The 15162-nt window shown below is 67.2% G+C and carries 15 protein-coding genes; 6 read left to right on the forward strand and 9 right to left on the reverse strand.

The features are described 5' to 3' along the window. Nucleotides 1-7: 7 nt before the first annotated feature. The 9 genes from ACNI65_RS12270 to ACNI65_RS12310 all read right to left on the reverse strand — a co-directional run bounded on the left by ACNI65_RS12270 (nt 8) and on the right by ACNI65_RS12310 (nt 8211). Nucleotides 8-1009 (reverse strand): ribokinase, encoded by a 1002-nt coding sequence (locus tag ACNI65_RS12270; protein WP_416763340.1) that lies wholly within the window; start codon nt 1007-1009, stop codon nt 8-10. Further along, complete coding sequence (locus ACNI65_RS12275; RefSeq protein WP_416763342.1) at nt 1006-2022, reverse strand: LacI family DNA-binding transcriptional regulator; 1017 nt, start codon at nt 2020-2022, stop codon at nt 1006-1008. The genes ACNI65_RS12270 and ACNI65_RS12275 overlap by 4 nt, the downstream gene beginning before the upstream one ends. Nucleotides 2023-2219: 197 nt before the next feature. Then, entirely contained in the window at nt 2220-3530 is a 1311-nt protein-coding gene (gltA, locus tag ACNI65_RS12280; protein WP_416763344.1) for a citrate synthase, read from the reverse strand. A 31-nt stretch (nt 3531-3561) separates the two neighbouring features. Continuing rightward, nucleotides 3562-3843, reverse strand: a complete 282-nt coding sequence (locus ACNI65_RS12285) for a succinate dehydrogenase assembly factor 2 (RefSeq protein WP_416763346.1) — start codon at nt 3841-3843, stop codon at nt 3562-3564. 30 nt (nt 3844-3873) lie between these two features. Continuing rightward, nucleotides 3874-4578 carry a succinate dehydrogenase iron-sulfur subunit gene (locus tag ACNI65_RS12290; RefSeq protein WP_416763348.1) on the reverse strand — a complete coding sequence of 235 codons (705 nt, stop codon included), beginning with the start codon at nt 4576-4578 and terminating at the stop codon, nt 3874-3876. A gap of 22 nt (nt 4579-4600) precedes the next feature. Beyond that, complete coding sequence (gene sdhA / locus ACNI65_RS12295; RefSeq protein ID WP_416763350.1) at nt 4601-6418, reverse strand: succinate dehydrogenase flavoprotein subunit; 1818 nt, start codon at nt 6416-6418, stop codon at nt 4601-4603. 3 nt (nt 6419-6421) lie between these two features. Continuing rightward, a complete protein-coding gene (gene sdhD, locus ACNI65_RS12300) occupies nt 6422-6784 on the reverse strand; it encodes a succinate dehydrogenase, hydrophobic membrane anchor protein (protein WP_099859801.1) in 363 nt (120 codons plus the stop codon). A 77-nt stretch (nt 6785-6861) separates the two neighbouring features. Next, entirely contained in the window at nt 6862-7302 is a 441-nt protein-coding gene (gene sdhC / locus ACNI65_RS12305; protein ID WP_416763353.1) for a succinate dehydrogenase, cytochrome b556 subunit, read from the reverse strand. A 126-nt stretch (nt 7303-7428) separates the two neighbouring features. Then, entirely contained in the window at nt 7429-8211 is a 783-nt protein-coding gene (locus ACNI65_RS12310; protein ID WP_416763355.1) for a GntR family transcriptional regulator, read from the reverse strand. A gap of 256 nt (nt 8212-8467) precedes the next feature. Here ACNI65_RS12310 and ACNI65_RS12315 point away from each other — a divergent pair, with 256 nt between their 5' ends. The 6 genes from ACNI65_RS12315 (at nt 8468) to acnB (ending at nt 15029) form a co-directional block, all read left to right on the forward strand. Continuing rightward, nucleotides 8468-9454 carry a malate dehydrogenase gene (locus ACNI65_RS12315; RefSeq protein ID WP_416763357.1) on the forward strand — a complete coding sequence of 329 codons (987 nt, stop codon included), beginning with the start codon at nt 8468-8470 and terminating at the stop codon, nt 9452-9454. Nucleotides 9455-9554: 100 nt separating this feature from the next. After that, a complete protein-coding gene (locus tag ACNI65_RS12320) occupies nt 9555-10565 on the forward strand; it encodes an HpcH/HpaI aldolase/citrate lyase family protein (RefSeq protein ID WP_416763359.1) in 1011 nt (336 codons plus the stop codon). Between the two features lie 330 nt (nt 10566-10895). Continuing rightward, a complete protein-coding gene (locus tag ACNI65_RS12325; RefSeq protein WP_416763361.1) occupies nt 10896-11456 on the forward strand; it encodes a hypothetical protein in 561 nt (186 codons plus the stop codon). 245 nt (nt 11457-11701) lie between these two features. Further along, nucleotides 11702-11947 carry an AbrB/MazE/SpoVT family DNA-binding domain-containing protein gene (locus tag ACNI65_RS12330; protein WP_416763363.1) on the forward strand — a complete coding sequence of 82 codons (246 nt, stop codon included), beginning with the start codon at nt 11702-11704 and terminating at the stop codon, nt 11945-11947. 4 nt (nt 11948-11951) lie between these two features. After that, nucleotides 11952-12383 carry a type II toxin-antitoxin system VapC family toxin gene (locus ACNI65_RS12335; RefSeq protein ID WP_416763365.1) on the forward strand — a complete coding sequence of 144 codons (432 nt, stop codon included), beginning with the start codon at nt 11952-11954 and terminating at the stop codon, nt 12381-12383. 60 nt (nt 12384-12443) lie between these two features. Then, nucleotides 12444-15029 carry a bifunctional aconitate hydratase 2/2-methylisocitrate dehydratase gene (gene acnB / locus ACNI65_RS12340; RefSeq protein WP_416763367.1) on the forward strand — a complete coding sequence of 862 codons (2586 nt, stop codon included), beginning with the start codon at nt 12444-12446 and terminating at the stop codon, nt 15027-15029. Nucleotides 15030-15162 lie beyond the last annotated feature (133 nt).

Consider the following 15162-nt stretch of genomic DNA (forward strand, 5'->3'; position numbering starts at 1 on the left):
TCCAGGATCAGGAGGGATCGACCGCCGAGTGTGCCGCGTCCGCCACCAGCGTGGCGAGCTCGGGCAATTCCGGCAGCTCGGAGCGATGCGGCATGGCCTGCTGGACGCCGGCGCGGCTCACCGCGAGCGCGGCCGCCGACTGGCCCAGCGCGACCGCGCGGGCCGGGGCCAGGCCCTCGGCCAGCGCCACGGCCAGACCGCCGACCAGCGTGTCGCCCGCGCCGACGGTGTCCACCGCCTCGACGCGCGCCGCGCCCAGGTGCAGGCCATCCGGATGCGCGTCGCACAGCAGCCAGGCGCCGGCGCCGCCCAGCGTCACCAGCACGTGGCGGGGGCCGAGCGTGCGCAGGTGGGCCGCGGTGGTCCGCGCGATGGTGCGGCCATCGGCGTCACCCGGCAGCGTGACCGCGCGCGCGAGCTGCAGCGCCTCGGTCTCGTTGACGACCAGCCAGTCGCTGAGCGCCAGCAGCGATGCGGGCAGCTCTTGCGCCGGCGCGGCGTTCAGCACGGTCGTGACGCCGGCCTCGCGGGCGATCTCGAACGCGCGCTGGATCGCGGGCACCGGCACTTCCAGCTGGGCCACGACCACCTTGGCCTGACGCAGCAGCGCCCCGCCCTGCTCCACGTCCGCCGCGTCCAGGTCCGCGTTGGACCCCGGCACCACGACGATCGCGTTCTCGCCGCCCTCGCTGGCGACCATGATCACGGCGACTCCGGGCCAGGCCGCGTCGTCGCGGCGCACGGCCTGGGTGTGCACGCGCTCGGCCTCGAGCGCGGCGAGCAGGTCCTGCCCGTGCTGGCGCATGCCGATGCGCGCGATCAGCGCGACCTCCGCGCCCAGGCGCGAGGCGGCGACGGCCTGGTTGCCGCCCTTGCCGCCGGGGGTGCCGGCGAAGCTCTCGCCGATCAGGGTCTCGCCCGGCGCGGGCAAACGCGCGGCGTGGGCCACGAGGTCCATGTTGACGCTGCCCACCACCACCACGGTGGCCGCAGCCTTGGCTGAAGTCATGAAAGCTCCGGAGACGACGGCGCCGCGGTGCTCTCGCGCAGCACGACCTGCGGCACGAGTTGCAGGTCCTTGAAGGGCGCCTGGGGATTCTCGATGCGCTCGATCAACGCGCGGCCGGCCTCGCGGCCGAGATCGCGGATCGAGCAGCCCACACTGGTCAGCGCGGGATAGACGTAACTGCCGAGCTCGATCGCGTCGAAGCCCACGACCGACAGCTGACGCGGCACGGCCAGGCCGAGCTCGGCGGCGGCGCGCAGCGCGCCCATGCCCATCAGGTCGTTGCAGGTGAAGATGGCGGTCAGCTCGGGCTGGCGCGTCAGCAGCGCCTTCACGGCCTCGTAGCCGCCGGCCGTGCTGAAGTCGCTTTCGGCGAGCCACTCGGGCCGGGCCTCCAGGCCGCGCTGCTGCATCGCGTTGCGCCAGCCGGCCACGCGCTCGGTGGTGACCTCGAACTCGCCCGGGCCGCTGACGCAGCCGATGCGCCGATGGCCCAGCTCCAGCAGGTGGCGCACCACCTCGAAGGCGCCGAGCTGGTTGTTCACGCTGACGCGGTCAGCGCGCGCGCCGGGCACCAGACGGTCCACGGTCACGACCGGCACGCTGGCGTGGCGGAAGGTGCTCGCGAGCTCCTCGGTGTCGCCGGCGGAGCTCAGCAGCAGTCCGTCGATGCGCTTTTCCAGCAGCGTGCGCAGATAGGCCTGCTGGTGCTTGGGATCGTTGTCCGAGTTGCACAGGAACACCGAGTAGCCCGCCTGGCGGCACCACTCCTCGGCGCCGACGACCAGTTCGGCGAAGAACGGGTTGCGCACGTTGGGCACCAGCACGCCGACGATCTTGGTCTCGCTGCGGCGCAGCGAGCGCGCCACCGCGCTGGGGAGATAACCGATCTCGTCGACCGCCGCCAGCACGCGGGCGCGCGCCTCGGCGCTCACCGGCCGCGTGTTGTTCAGCACGTGCGACACCGTGGTGAAGGAGACCCCTGCCAGCGCGGCCACATCCTTGATGGTGCTCATCGGTAGATTCGGTCCTCAGGTCGTGCCAAACTGGCGTGTTCTGTCAATTGCAAACGTTTGCAGAGCATACCGCAACGTTGATACAGCCGAGCTCCGGGCGAACCCCGCGCATCAAATATTCAAATGGAAAAAGCCCCTGGCCAGGGCTCAGGGGCTTGGTGGGGTGAGCCGACGGATCGGCTCGACACAGCAGTGGATCAGCGCTGGGCGATCGGCTTGACGTCGCGCTTGGTGGCGCCGACGAACAGCTGACGCGGACGGCCGATCTTGTACTCGGGGTCGCCGATCATCTCGTTGAGCTGGGCGATCCAGCCGACCGTGCGGGCCAGCGCGAAGATCGCCGTGAACAGCGGCACCGGGATGCCGATGGCGCGCTGCACGATGCCCGAGTAGAAGTCGACGTTCGGGTACAGCTTGCGGGCGACGAAGTATTCGTCTTCCAGCGCGATCTTCTCCAGCTCCATGGCCAGCTTGAACATCGGGTCGTTGTGCAGGCCCAGCTCGTTCAGCACTTCATGGCAGGTCTCGCGCATCAGCTTGGCGCGCGGATCGTAGTTCTTGTAGACACGGTGACCGAAGCCCATCAGCTTGACGCCGCTGTTCTTGTCCTTCACCTGCTTGATGAACTCGCCGATCTTGGCCACGCCGCCGTTGCGCTGGATGTCTTCCAGCATGTTCAGCGCGGCTTCGTTCGCACCACCGTGCGCCGGACCCCACAGGCAGGCCACGCCCGCGGCGATCGCCGCGAACGGGTTGGTGCCCGACGAGCCGCACAGGCGCACCGTCGACGTCGAGGCGTTCTGCTCGTGGTCGGCGTGCAGCGTGAAGATGCGGTCCATCGCGCGCACCAGCACGTCGTTGGGCTTGTACTCCTCGCAAGGCGTGGCGAACATCATGCGCATGAAGTTGCCGGCGTACGAGAGGTCGTTCTTCGGATAGATGTAGGGCTGGCCGATCGTGTACTTGTAGGCCATCGCCACCAGCGTCGGCATCTTCGCGATCAGGCGGATCGCGGCGATCTCGCGGTGCTCGGGATTATTGATGTCGGTGCTGTCGTGATAGAAGGCCGACAGCGCACCCACCAGACCCGTCATCACGGCCATCGGATGCGCGTCGCGACGGAAGCCGCGCAGGAAGAACTGCATCTGCTCGTTGACCATCGTGTGGTTCGTCACACGGTTGGTGAACTCTTCCTTCTGCGACGGGGTGGGCAGTTCCCCGTACAGCAGCAGGTAGCAGGTCTCGAGGTAGTCGCAGTTCACCGCCAGCTGCTCGATCGGGTAGCCGCGATACAGCAGCTCGCCCTTGTCGCCGTCGATGTAGGTGATCGTCGAGTTGCACGACGCCGTCGACAGGAAGCCCGGGTCGTACGTGAACTTGCCGGTCTGGGCGTAAAGCTTGCGGATGTCGATCACATCCGGACCGATGGTGCCCTTGTACAGGGGCAGCTCCATTTGGGGGCTGCCGTCGGAGAACGACAGGGTGGCTTTGACGTCAGACGGGGTCATGGGCATTCCTTATGACTTCGGGGGGTTCTGGTTACTGTGGGGTCCGCAGCATCGCGAGCACGGCATGCACGTCGGGGCGATCGAGCTCGTCAGCCGGTTCCTTGCGGGCCAGCATCAGGTCGAGCAGGTCGTTGTCCGACAGGTCCATCAACTGCCGCAGGCCTTCCGCGTGGAAGACGGTCAGCGCGCCCTCGTGACGTTGGAAGAACCGCTCGATGAAAAGATCATTCTCCAACAGCCCGCGGCGGCAGCGCCACTTGAGCTTGGAGAGATCCCTCTCATCGATGAGGGTGTTGGTGTCGGCGGCGTTCATGCGTGTGCGCGCGATGGCTGGCGAGCGGCCTCAGACGGCGCGTCGCACCATCAGTTCCTTGATCTTGCCGATCGCCTTCGTCGGGTTGAGACCCTTCGGGCAGACGTCGACGCAGTTCATGATGGTGTGGCAGCGGAACAGGCGGTACGGATCCTCGAGGTTGTCGAGGCGTTCCGTGGTCGCCTGGTCGCGGCTGTCGGCGATGAAGCGGTAGGCCTGCAGCAGGCCGGCGGGACCGACGAACTTGTCGGGGTTCCACCAGAAGCTGGGGCAGCTCGTCGAGCAGCTCGCGCACAGGATGCACTCGTACAGGCCGTTGAGCTCTTCGCGCTCCTCGGGGGACTGCAGGCGCTCCTTCTCGGGCGGCGCTTCCTCGTTCACCAGGAACGGACGGATCGAGTTGTACTGCTTGAAGAACTGCGTCATGTCCACGATCAGGTCGCGGACGACGGGCAGGCCCGGCAGCGGCTTCAGGATGACGACATCCGGCAGCGAACGCAGGTTCGTCAGGCAGGCCAGACCGTTCTTGCCGTTGATGTTCATCGCGTCGGAACCGCACACGCCTTCGCGGCAGGAACGGCGGAACGACAGCGTCGGATCCACTTCCTTGAGCTTGAGCAGGGCGTCCAGCAGCATGCGTTCGTTGCCCGCGAGCTCCAGCTCGATGGTCTGCATGTACGGCTTGGCGTCCTTGTCCGGGTCGTAGCGGTAGATCTTGAAAGTGCGCTTGATCATTTCTTGATGCTCCTGCGGCCGGTCAGAAGGTACGGACCTTCGGGGGGACGCTCTCGACGGTCAGCGGTTGCAGGTTGACCGGCTTGTAGGTCAGGCTGTTGCTCTTGGAGTGCCACAGCGTGTGCTTCATCCACTCCTTGTCGTTGCGGCCCAGCGGGAACTCCGCATCGTCCGCGCCGCGCTCGAAGTCGTTCACGGTGTGGGCGCCACGGCATTCCTTGCGGGCGGCCGCCGACACGATCGTGGCCTGCGCGGCCTCGATCAGGTTGTCGACTTCCAGGGCCTCGACACGCGCGGTGTTGAAGACCTTGGACTTGTCCTTCAGCGTGATGTTCCTGACCCGCTCGCGGATGGCGGCGATGGCGGTGACGCCCTCGTCCAGCAGCTTGCTGGTGCGGAACACGCCGGCGTGCGACTGCATCGCGGCGCGCAGGTCGTCGGCGACCTTCTGCGCGTATTCACCCCCGGTGTTGGACTCCAGGCGAGCGACGCGGGCCAGCGTCTTGTCGGCGGCGTCCTTGGGCAGCGGCTTGTGCGCCGTGCCCGCGGCCTTGAAGGCCTTGTGCGCCTCGACGATGTGGTTGCCCGCGGCGCGGCCGAAGACCACCAGGTCCAGCAGTGAGTTGGTGCCCAGGCGGTTGGCGCCGTGCACCGACACGCAGGAGCACTCGCCCACCGCGTACAGGCCGTTGACCACGCTCTTGGGATCGTCGCCCTTGGGCACCACGACCTGGCCGTGGATGTTGGTCGGGATGCCGCCCATCTGGTAATGGATGGTCGGCACGACGGGGATCGGTTCCTTCGTGATGTCGACGTTGGCGAAGTTGTGGCCGATCTCCAGCACCGAGGGCAGGCGCTTGGCGATGGTGTCGCCGCCCAGGTGGGTCATGTCCAGCACGACGTAGTCCTTGTTGGGACCGCAGCCGCGACCTTCCTTGATCTCCTGGTCCATGCAGCGCGAGACGAAGTCACGCGGTGCCAGGTCCTTCAGCGTCGGGGCGTAACGCTCCATGAAGCGCTCGCCGTTGGCGTTGCGCAGGATGGCACCCTCGCCGCGGCAGCCTTCGGTCAGCAGCACGCCCGCGCCGGCCACGCCGGTCGGGTGGAACTGCCAGAACTCCATGTCCTGCAGCGGGATGTCGGCGCGCGCGGCCATGCCCAGGCCGTCACCGGTGTTGATGAAGGCGTTCGTCGAGGCCGCGAAGATGCGACCCGCGCCGCCGGTGGCCAGCAGCACGGTCTTGGCTTCGAGGATGTGGATCTCGCCCGTCTCCATTTCCAGCGCGGTCACGCCGACGCAGTCGCCGTCGGCGTCGCGGATCAGGTCCAGCGCCATCCACTCGACGAAGAAGTTGGTGCGGGCCTTGACGTTCTGCTGGTACAGCGTGTGCAGCAGCGCGTGGCCGGTGCGGTCGGCCGCGGCGCAGGCGCGCTGCACGGGCTTCTCGCCGTAGTTGGCGGTGTGGCCGCCGAACGGACGCTGGTAGATCGTGCCGTCGGGGTTGCGGTCGAACGGCATGCCGAAGTGTTCGAGCTCGTACACGACCTTCGGCGCTTCACGGCACATGAACTCGATGGCGTCCTGGTCACCCAGCCAGTCCGAGCCCTTCACGGTGTCGTAGAAGTGGTAATGCCAGTTGTCCTCGGACATGTTCCCCAGGCTGGCGCCGATGCCGCCCTGGGCGGCCACGGTGTGCGAGCGGGTGGGAAAAACCTTGGACAGCACGGCCACGTTCAGGCCGGCGAGCGACAGCTGCAGCGACGCGCGCATGCCGGAGCCGCCGGCTCCGACGATCACGACGTCAAACTTGCGCTTGGGCAGCGAGGTTCCGATATTCATTGCTTACAGCCTCCAGAGCACTTGGATCGCCCAACCCGCGCAACCCGTCAACCACACCAGCGTGAACACGTGCAGCGCCAGCCGCACGCCCACCGGCTTCACGTAATCCATCCAGATGTCGCGCACGCCGACCCAGGCGTGATACGCCAGGGAGACGATCAGCGCGAAGGTCAGGAACTTCATCCATTGCTTGCTGAAGATGCCGGCCCACAGGTCGTAGCCCAGCGGCTGGCTGGTGAACAGCACTTGCGCGAGCAGCACGATCGTGAACAGCGCCATGAGCAGCGCGGTGGCGCGTTGCGCCATCCAGTCGCGCAGGCCGTAATGCGCACCGGTGACGATGCGCTTGCTTCCGTAGGTTGTCATTGTTGATTTGCCTCTTGGGTCAATCGTCGGAATTCATCCGGACCGCGCGACGGGGTGGTCACGCGGCCGCGGCGGAATCAGTACAGGCCGAACAGCTTGGCGCCGAGCGCCAGGGTCAGCACGATGCTCAGCACGAGCGTCACGATGGCGCTGCTCTTGCCGAATTCCTTGCTCACGCTGTGCGTCGCGTCCATCCACAGGTGACGGACACCGGCGATGAAGTGGTGCAGGTAGCCCCAGATCAGGCCCAGCGTCACCAGCTTCACGAACCAGGCCGGCAGGAAGCCGATGCCCGAGACGAAGGCGGCGGTGAAGGTCTCGTACGAGATCTCCGACGTGAGGCTGGTGTCGAACATCCAGATCACGAACGGCAGCAGGAAGAACATCAGCAGGCCGCTGATGCGGTGCAGGATCGACACGATGCCCGCCGGCGGCAGGCGATACGAGACGATCTGCGTGACGTGGATGTTGGTGTAGACCGGTCGATTCTTCTTGGTGGCTTGGGTGGCGTCCGTCATGTCCGACCTTGTAATCAATGTGAAACCCGAAGATTTTATGGCAACGCAACACCCCGTCAGGGTGTCCTGGGCGCATGTCGTTTTCAGGCGGTGCCATGAAAACGTCATCGCCACAACGCGAAAGCATCAGTTCAGGTCGTTGCGGTAAAAGTGGTGGGAGGTGTTGTAGAGACCGCGGCGCAACTCCACCGGCTTGTCGCCGTAGGTGAAGGAGAGCCGCTCCACGCTCAGCAGCGGACTGCCGGGCGCTACCTGCAGCAGCGCGGCGGCATCATCTGGCGCCGCGACTGCCCGGATCTTTTCCTGTGCCCGAATCATGGGCACGCCGAATTCGGTTTCGAGCAGGCCGTAGAACGGCCCGCGGTGCTCGAGCAGCCGCTCCGTCGTCAGCCCCTTGAAGAGCGCGCCGGGCAGCCAGATGTCGTCCAGCACCACCGGCTGGCCGCCGCTGTGCAGCAGCCGGCGGATCTCGATGACGGGATCGCCCGCGCGCAGCTGCATCAGCCTGGCGATGAAGGCCGGCGCGCGCTGGCGCTTGCAGTCCAGCAGTTGACGCCCCAGCGTCGCCGACGCATCGCCATCGGGCGTCAGGCGCAGGAAGCGATATTGCTGCTGCTGCTCGGCATGGGTGGCGACGAAGGTGCCCTTGCCCTGCTTGCGCACGAGCAGGTTGTCGGCGGCGAGCTCATCGATGGCCTTGCGCACCGTGCCCTGGCTCACCCCGAAGCGGGCCGCCAGGTCCATCTCGCTGGGGATGGTCTCCCCCGCCTTCCATTCACCGGCCTGCAGCCCCTTGAGGATCAGTCCCTTGATCTGGCGATACAGCGGGCTGAACGACGGCGCGGCTTCCGCGCGCGCCAGCTCATTGAGCGGCGTGACGGGGTGAACCGGGGCGGCGGGGGGCGACATGGGGCGCGATTCGAGCACAAACGTGGTGCGAGCGTCCATCTCCCGAAGGGAGTCCGACGAGATTAGTCTTATATAAGACACAAGAGTGTCGGTTTCGCGCCATGGTGGCCTGCCCGATTGGGGGCGGCTCCCCACACCGGTGGGCGAAGAAGACCCTTTCGCGATCCGTGCCGCCACGCGGCTGGCCTACACTTGCCGCCGCTGGCGCGGAGCGCGCCTCACGCATCAATCCACTCGCACTTCTCGGAGACTTCTGATGAGCAAGAAACCCGTTCGCGTCGCCGTCACCGGCGCCGCCGGCCAGATCGGCTACGCCCTGCTGTTCCGCATCGCCAGCGGCGAGATGCTGGGCAAGGACCAGCCCGTCATCCTGCAGCTGCTGGAGATCCCGGACGAGAAGGCCCAGAACGCGCTCAAGGGCGTGATCATGGAACTGGAAGACTGCGCCTTCCCGCTGCTGGCCGGCATCGAGGCCCACAGCGACCCGATGACCGCCTTCAAGGACACCGACTACGCGCTGCTGGTCGGCGCGCGTCCGCGCGGCCCGGGCATGGAGCGCGCGGACCTGCTGGCCGCCAACGCCCAGATCTTCACGGTGCAGGGCAAGGCGCTGAACGCCGTGGCCTCGCGCGACGTGCGCGTGCTGGTGGTCGGCAACCCCGCCAACACCAACGCCTACATCGCCATGAAGTCGGCGCCGGACCTGCCGGCCAAGAACTTCACCGCCATGCTGCGCCTGGACCACAACCGCGCCGCCTCGCAGATCGCCGCCAAGACCGGCAAGCCGGTGGGCAGCATCGAGAAGCTGGCCGTGTGGGGCAACCACTCGCCGACGATGTACGCCGACTACCGTTTCGCGACCATCGACGGCCAGGCCGTCAAGCCGCTGATCAACGATGAAGAGTGGAACCGCACCACCTTCCTGCCGACCGTGGGCAAGCGCGGCGCCGCGATCATCGCCGCCCGCGGCCTGTCGTCGGCCGCCTCGGCCGCCAACGCCGCCATCGACCACATGCGCGACTGGGCCCTGGGCACCAACGGCAAGTGGGTCACGATGGGCATCCCGTCGGACGGCTCGTATGGCATCCCCAAGGACGTCATGTTCGGCTACCCGGTGACGGTCGAGAACGGCGAATACAAGATCGTCCAGGGCCTGGAGATCGATGCCTTCTCGCAAGAGTGCATCAACAAGACGCTGAACGAGCTGCTGGAAGAGCAGAACGGCGTCAAGCACCTGCTGTGATCCTCGCGGATGCCGACTGAGGCATCTCGCTGAGCGACACTCGACGGGCCGACCTTCGCAAGAAGGCCGGCCCTTCTTCTTTCCAGCCTCCATCCCACCCATGACCGCCCTCCTCACTCCCGCCCAGGCCCTGTTCGAAGAAGGCCAGGCGCCCGCCGTGCTGCCGGTCGTCGACCATTACTGCGGCGTCGAGGCCCGCATGATCAAGAGCCTGGAGCTGCAGGCGCGGATGGGCCCGGTCTTCGACATCACGCTGGACTGCGAGGACGGCGCGCCGGTCGGCGGCGAGGCCGAGCACATGCTGCTGGTGCTGCATCTGCTCAATGGCTCGCTGAACGCCTTCGGCCGCGTCGGCGTGCGCGTGCACCCGTTCAACCATCCCGCCTTCGAGGCCGACGTCGAGGCGGTCATCGCCGGCGGCGGCGAGAAGCTCGCCTATCTGATGATCCCCAAGCCGGAGAGCTTCGCCGAGCTGGACGCCGCCATCGGCTTCATCGACGACAGCCTGCGCCGCCATGCCATCGAGAAGCCGCTGCCGCTGCACACGCTGATCGAGACCCACGGCGCCCTGCGCGACGTCGAGGCGATCGCGGCGCATCCGCGCATCGAATCGCTGTCCTTCGGGCTGATGGACTTCGTGTCCGCGCATCGCGGCGCGATCCCGAGATCGGCGCTGACGGTCGAGGGTCAGTTCACGCATCCGCTGGTGCAGCGCGCCAAGCTCGCGATCGCCGCGGCCGCGCACGGCCGCGGAAAGACGCCGTCCCACTGCGTGGCCACCGAGTTCAAGAGCGAGCGTGCGATCCAGTCCGCCGCCGAGCGCGCGGCGCGCGACTTCGGCTACACGCGGATGTGGAGCATCCACCCCAACCAGATCCAGCCGATCATCGACGCCTTCGCGCCGAGCGTGGCCGAGATCGACGAGGCCATCGAGATCCTGCAGGCCGCGCAGGCCGCGGACTGGGCGCCGATCCAGCACCGCGACATGCTCCATGACCGCGCGAGCTACCGGCTCTTCTGGCACCTGCTGCAGCGCGCGTACCGCACCGGGCAGCGCCTGCCGGCTGAAGTCGAGCAGGCGTGGTTCGCGCCGACGCCCTCTCCACTCTGAAGACGCTCTGACGGCGAGGCCGACGCCGATTCGGCATCGACGCCACGCCGGGCGCGCTGCCTCATCGAGGCTCGCAACAATGTGCAATCCGCCATTCGTGCAGCAGTTCACGCCGCGTTGACGCTCCCGCGATCGCACCCCCGCACCCGCCGCGCACGGCGGCCCGCACAACCGGTGAAGACCCTAGCGTCGATCAACCGATTGACACATTAATTGCCGACTTCAGCGCGAGGGCCTGCGGTGACAATCGCTCATCGCCGCGTTCCGGCGTTTTGCTTTCTCGGCCACCCGCATCGGCTGGTGTTTTCAGGTCCCCTCTCCGTTCCTCGCATGCGACTGACCACCCTCCTCCTCTCCGGCGCTGCCGCCGCCGCGCTGACGCTGACCGCCGGCATCGCCTCGGCGCAACCCGACCCGAACGCGGCCAAGCCCGCGCCGGCGAAGTCGGCCGCCAAACCCGCGCCGGCGAAGACCGCGAAGAAGCCGGCCGCCAAGACGCCGCCGCCCCCGCCCCCGCTGCCGGAAGCCAGCGAGGAGCAACTGGCCGCGGCCAAGCGCGCCTACCTCGGCCTGTACGAGTGCGAGTTCAAGCAGTCGATCACGATCGAGCCCAACGCCAAGCACACGGGCTACATCGACGTGGCCTACAAGAAGGACACCTTCACGATGAAGCCGGTCCTGTCCACCACCGGCGCGCTGCGCCTGGAGGACGTCACCGGCCGCACGCTGATGGTCCAGATCGCCAACAAGTCGATGCTGCTGGACGTGAAGGCCGGTCAGCGCCTGGTCGACGACTGCATCCACCCGGAGCAGCGCGCCGCGATCGAAGCCGCCCGCTCGGCCTCGGCACCGGCCGGTTCGGGCCTGGGCATCTCGCCGACCGCTCAATAAGCGGTCCGCCGCCTGCAGGAAGCCGCCCGCGAGGCGGCTTTTTCATTGGGACCGCGGGTGGCATCGCTCCCTGGATTTCCATACCGTCCCAGTGGGGCATCCCGGGTGTCGACTGGATTTCACGAGTCGAAAGTACGTACAATTCATGCATACTTTCTGATTCATACCGACAGTGCGATGACGCACCCTCGGTCATGAATTCGCCAGAACCGTCGCCTAATCTCCCAGGATCGCCAGGAGCCCGCATGGAAGCTACCGTCGCTGAACGAGGTCAGATCACCCTGCCCAAGGCCGTGCGCGACGCGCTGGGACTGACCAAGGGCACGACGCTGAAGGTGGAACTGGACGGCGCGCGCATCATCCTGCGCAAGAACGTCGACGACGCCATCTCCCGCGCCCGCGGCCGCTTCAAGCTGCCCGAGGGCACCGCCACCGACGACGTCATGCGCGAGCTGCGCGGCCGCGCCCCCGACGAATCCACCGAAGCCTGACCGGATGATCGCTGTCGATTCCTCCGTCCTGATCGACCTCCTGGGCGACGCGCCCGGCGCGGACGCGGCCGAGGCCGCGCTGCGCCTGGCGCTGTCCAGCGGTCCGGTCGTGCTGTGCGACGTGGTGCTGTCGGAGGTCACCGCCGGCCTGGGCCACGGCTCCGACGTGATGGACGCGCTCGAGGAGATGGGCCTGCGCTTCCTGGCCATCGACCAGCGCGCGGCCATCCGCGCCGGCGAGATGCAACGCAAGTTCAAGCAACGCCTGTCCGACAAGGGCGCCGCGGCCGGTGCCGCGTCGTCGGCGCGGGCGATGCCCGATTTCCTGGTGGGCGCGCACGCGATGCTGCAGTGCGACGGCCTGATCACCCGCGACCAGGGATTCTTCCGAGACTATTTCAAGGGCCTGAAGGTCATCGTGCCCAGCGCACCCTGACCGCCGAGCCCGCCTTCCCGACGTTTTTTGACCCAAGCAGAGACCACGACTGGAGTTCGCATGCTGCAAGCCTATCGCCAACACGAAGCCGAACGCGCCGCGCTCGGCATTCCGCCGCTGCCGCTCGATGCAAAGCAAGTTGCCGCGCTGATCGAGCTGATCAAGAACCCGCCGGCCGGTGAAGACGCGTTCCTGCTGGACCTGCTGACGCACCGCGTGCCCCCGGGCGTGGACGACGCCGCCAAGGTCAAGGCCTCGTTCCTGGCCGCCGTCGCGCACGGCGACCTCACGGTCGGCCTGATCTCCAAGGCCAAGGCCACCGAGCTGCTGGGCACCATGGTCGGCGGCTACAACGTGCATCCGCTGATCGAGCTGCTGGACGATGCCGAAGTGGCCGGCGTCGCCGCCGAGGGTCTGAAGAAGACCCTGCTGATGTTCGATTACTTCAACGACGTCGCCACCAAGGCCAAGGCGGGCAACGCCAAGGCCAAGGAAGTGATGCAGAGCTGGGCCGACGGCGAGTGGTTCACCACCCGCCCCGAGGTCGAGAAGAAGATCACCGTCACCGTCTTCAAGGTGCCCGGCGAGACCAACACCGACGACCTGTCCCCCGCTCCCGACGCCTGGAGCCGTCCGGACATCCCGCTGCATTACCTGGCGATGCTGAAGAACACGCGCTCCGACGCGGCCTTCAAGCCCGAGGAAGACGGCAAGCGCGGTCCGATGCAGTTCATCGACGACCTGAAGAAGAAAGGCCACATCGTGGCCTACGTCGGCGACGTCGTCGGCACCGGTTCCTCGCGCAAGTCCGCGACCAACTCGGTGATCTGGGCCACGGGCCAGGACATCCCGTTCGTGCCGAACAAGCGTTTCGGCGGCGTGACGCTGGGCGGCAAGATCGCGCCGATCTTCTTCAACACGCAGGAAGACTCGGGCTCGCTGCCGATCGAGGTGGACGTGGGCAAGCTGGAGATGGGCGACGTCATCGACGTGCTGCCCTACGACGGCAAGCTGGTGAAGAACGGTGAGACCGTTGCCGAGTTCAAGCTCAAGAGCGACGTGCTGTTCGACGAAGTCCGCGCCGGCGGCCGGATCAACCTGATCATCGGCCGCTCGCTGACCGCCAAGGCGCGCGAGTTCCTGGGCCTGCCCGCCTCGACGCTGTTCCGCCTGCCGCAGGCGCCGGCTGAATCGAAGGCCGGCTTCACGCTGGCGCAGAAGATGGTCGGCCGCGCCGTGGGCCTGCCCGAGGGTCAGGGCGTGCGCCCGGGCACCTACTGCGAGCCCAAGATGACCACCGTCGGTTCGCAGGACACGACCGGCCCGATGACCCGCGACGAGCTGAAGGACCTGGCCTGCCTGGGCTTCTCGGCCGACCTGGTGATGCAGTCCTTCTGCCACACCGCGGCGTATCCGAAGCCGGTGGACGTGAAGACGCACCGCGAGCTGCCCGCCTTCATCTCCAACCGCGGCGGCGTGGCCCTGCGTCCGGGCGACGGCGTGATCCACAGCTGGCTGAACCGCCTGCTGCTGCCCGACACCGTCGGCACCGGCGGCGACTCGCACACGCGTTTCCCGATCGGCATCTCCTTCCCGGCCGGTTCGGGCCTGGTGGCCTTCGGCGCCGCGACCGGCGTGATGCCGCTGGACATGCCCGAATCGGTGCTGGTCCGCTTCAAGGGTGAGATGCAGCCGGGCGTGACGCTGCGCGACCTGGTCCACGCGATCCCGCTGTACGCGATCCGCGCCGGCATGCTGACGGTGGCCAAGGCCGGCAAGAAGAACATCTTCTCGGGCCGCATCCTGGAGATCGAGGGTCTGCCCGACCTGAAGGTCGAACAGGCCTTCGAGCTGTCGGACGCCTCGGCCGAGCGCTCGGCCGCCGGTTGCACGATCAAGCTGAACCCGGCACCGATCAAGGAGTACCTGACCTCCAACGTCGTGCTGATGAAGAACATGATCGCCGACGGTTATGCCGACGCGAAGACGCTGCAGCGCCGCATCGAGAAGGTCGAGGCCTGGCTGGCCAAGCCCGACCTGCTGGAAGCGGACAAGGACGCCGAATACGCGGCCGTCATCGAGATCGACCTGGCCGACATCACCGAGCCGATCGTCTGCTGCCCCAACGACCCGGATGACGCGAAGGTGCTGTCCGAAGTCGCCGGCACGAAGATCGACGAGGCGTTCATCGGCTCGTGCATGACCAACATCGGTCACTTCCGCGCGGCCGCGAAGCTGCTGGGCGGCCAGCGCGACATCCCGGTGAAGCTGTGGGTGGCGCCGCCGACGAAGATGGACCAGAGCGAGCTGATCAAGGAAGGCCATTACGCCGCCTTCGGCACGGCCGGTGCGCGCACCGAGATGCCGGGCTGCTCGCTGTGCATGGGCAACCAGGCGCAGGTCCGCGAGGGCGCGACGGTCATCTCGACGTCGACGCGCAACTTCCCCAACCGTCTGGGCAAGAACACCAACGTGTTCCTGGGCTCGGCCGAGCTGGCCGCGATCGCGTCGCGCCTGGGCCGCCTGCCGACCAAGGAGGAGTACCTCAAGGAAATGGGCGTGATCGATGCCGACAAGGCCAGCGTCTACCGCTACATGAACTTCGACCAGATCGAGGAATACGCGGACACCGCCAAGGCCGTGTGATCGGAGTCTGATCGCGATGTGATCGCGGCGCCGCATTGACGCGGCGCGGTGCACGCAGCAAGGGCCCGCAGGCGCAAGCCTCCGGGCCCTTGTTCCGTCTGAGGGTCGATCAGCGACCGATCCAGCGCCGACC

Origin of the sequence: Roseateles sp. So40a (assembly GCF_048081605.1) — a bacterium.
In the GTDB taxonomy this organism is placed as follows: Bacteria; Pseudomonadota; Gammaproteobacteria; order Burkholderiales; family Burkholderiaceae_C; genus Roseateles.

What these genes read in the sequence shown, in the direction of transcription:
- ACNI65_RS12270 (WP_416763340.1), bottom strand. Translation starts at nt 1,009, where the DNA reads ATGACTTCAGCCAAGGCTGCGGCCACCGTGGTGGTGGTGGGCAGCGTC.
- ACNI65_RS12275 (WP_416763342.1), bottom strand. Translation starts at nt 2,022, where the DNA reads ATGAGCACCATCAAGGATGTGGCCGCGCTGGCAGGGGTCTCCTTCACC.
- gltA (WP_416763344.1), bottom strand. Translation starts at nt 3,530, where the DNA reads ATGACCCCGTCTGACGTCAAAGCCACCCTGTCGTTCTCCGACGGCAGC.
- ACNI65_RS12285 (WP_416763346.1), bottom strand. Translation starts at nt 3,843, where the DNA reads ATGAACGCCGCCGACACCAACACCCTCATCGATGAGAGGGATCTCTCC.
- ACNI65_RS12290 (WP_416763348.1), bottom strand. Translation starts at nt 4,578, where the DNA reads ATGATCAAGCGCACTTTCAAGATCTACCGCTACGACCCGGACAAGGAC.
- sdhA (WP_416763350.1), bottom strand. Translation starts at nt 6,418, where the DNA reads ATGAATATCGGAACCTCGCTGCCCAAGCGCAAGTTTGACGTCGTGATC.
- sdhD (WP_099859801.1), bottom strand. Translation starts at nt 6,784, where the DNA reads ATGACAACCTACGGAAGCAAGCGCATCGTCACCGGTGCGCATTACGGC.
- sdhC (WP_416763353.1), bottom strand. Translation starts at nt 7,302, where the DNA reads ATGACGGACGCCACCCAAGCCACCAAGAAGAATCGACCGGTCTACACC.
- ACNI65_RS12310 (WP_416763355.1), bottom strand. Translation starts at nt 8,211, where the DNA reads ATGTCGCCCCCCGCCGCCCCGGTTCACCCCGTCACGCCGCTCAATGAG.
- ACNI65_RS12315 (WP_416763357.1), top strand. Translation starts at nt 8,468, where the DNA reads ATGAGCAAGAAACCCGTTCGCGTCGCCGTCACCGGCGCCGCCGGCCAG.
- ACNI65_RS12320 (WP_416763359.1), top strand. Translation starts at nt 9,555, where the DNA reads ATGACCGCCCTCCTCACTCCCGCCCAGGCCCTGTTCGAAGAAGGCCAG.
- ACNI65_RS12325 (WP_416763361.1), top strand. Translation starts at nt 10,896, where the DNA reads ATGCGACTGACCACCCTCCTCCTCTCCGGCGCTGCCGCCGCCGCGCTG.
- ACNI65_RS12330 (WP_416763363.1), top strand. Translation starts at nt 11,702, where the DNA reads ATGGAAGCTACCGTCGCTGAACGAGGTCAGATCACCCTGCCCAAGGCC.
- ACNI65_RS12335 (WP_416763365.1), top strand. Translation starts at nt 11,952, where the DNA reads ATGATCGCTGTCGATTCCTCCGTCCTGATCGACCTCCTGGGCGACGCG.
- acnB (WP_416763367.1), top strand. Translation starts at nt 12,444, where the DNA reads ATGCTGCAAGCCTATCGCCAACACGAAGCCGAACGCGCCGCGCTCGGC.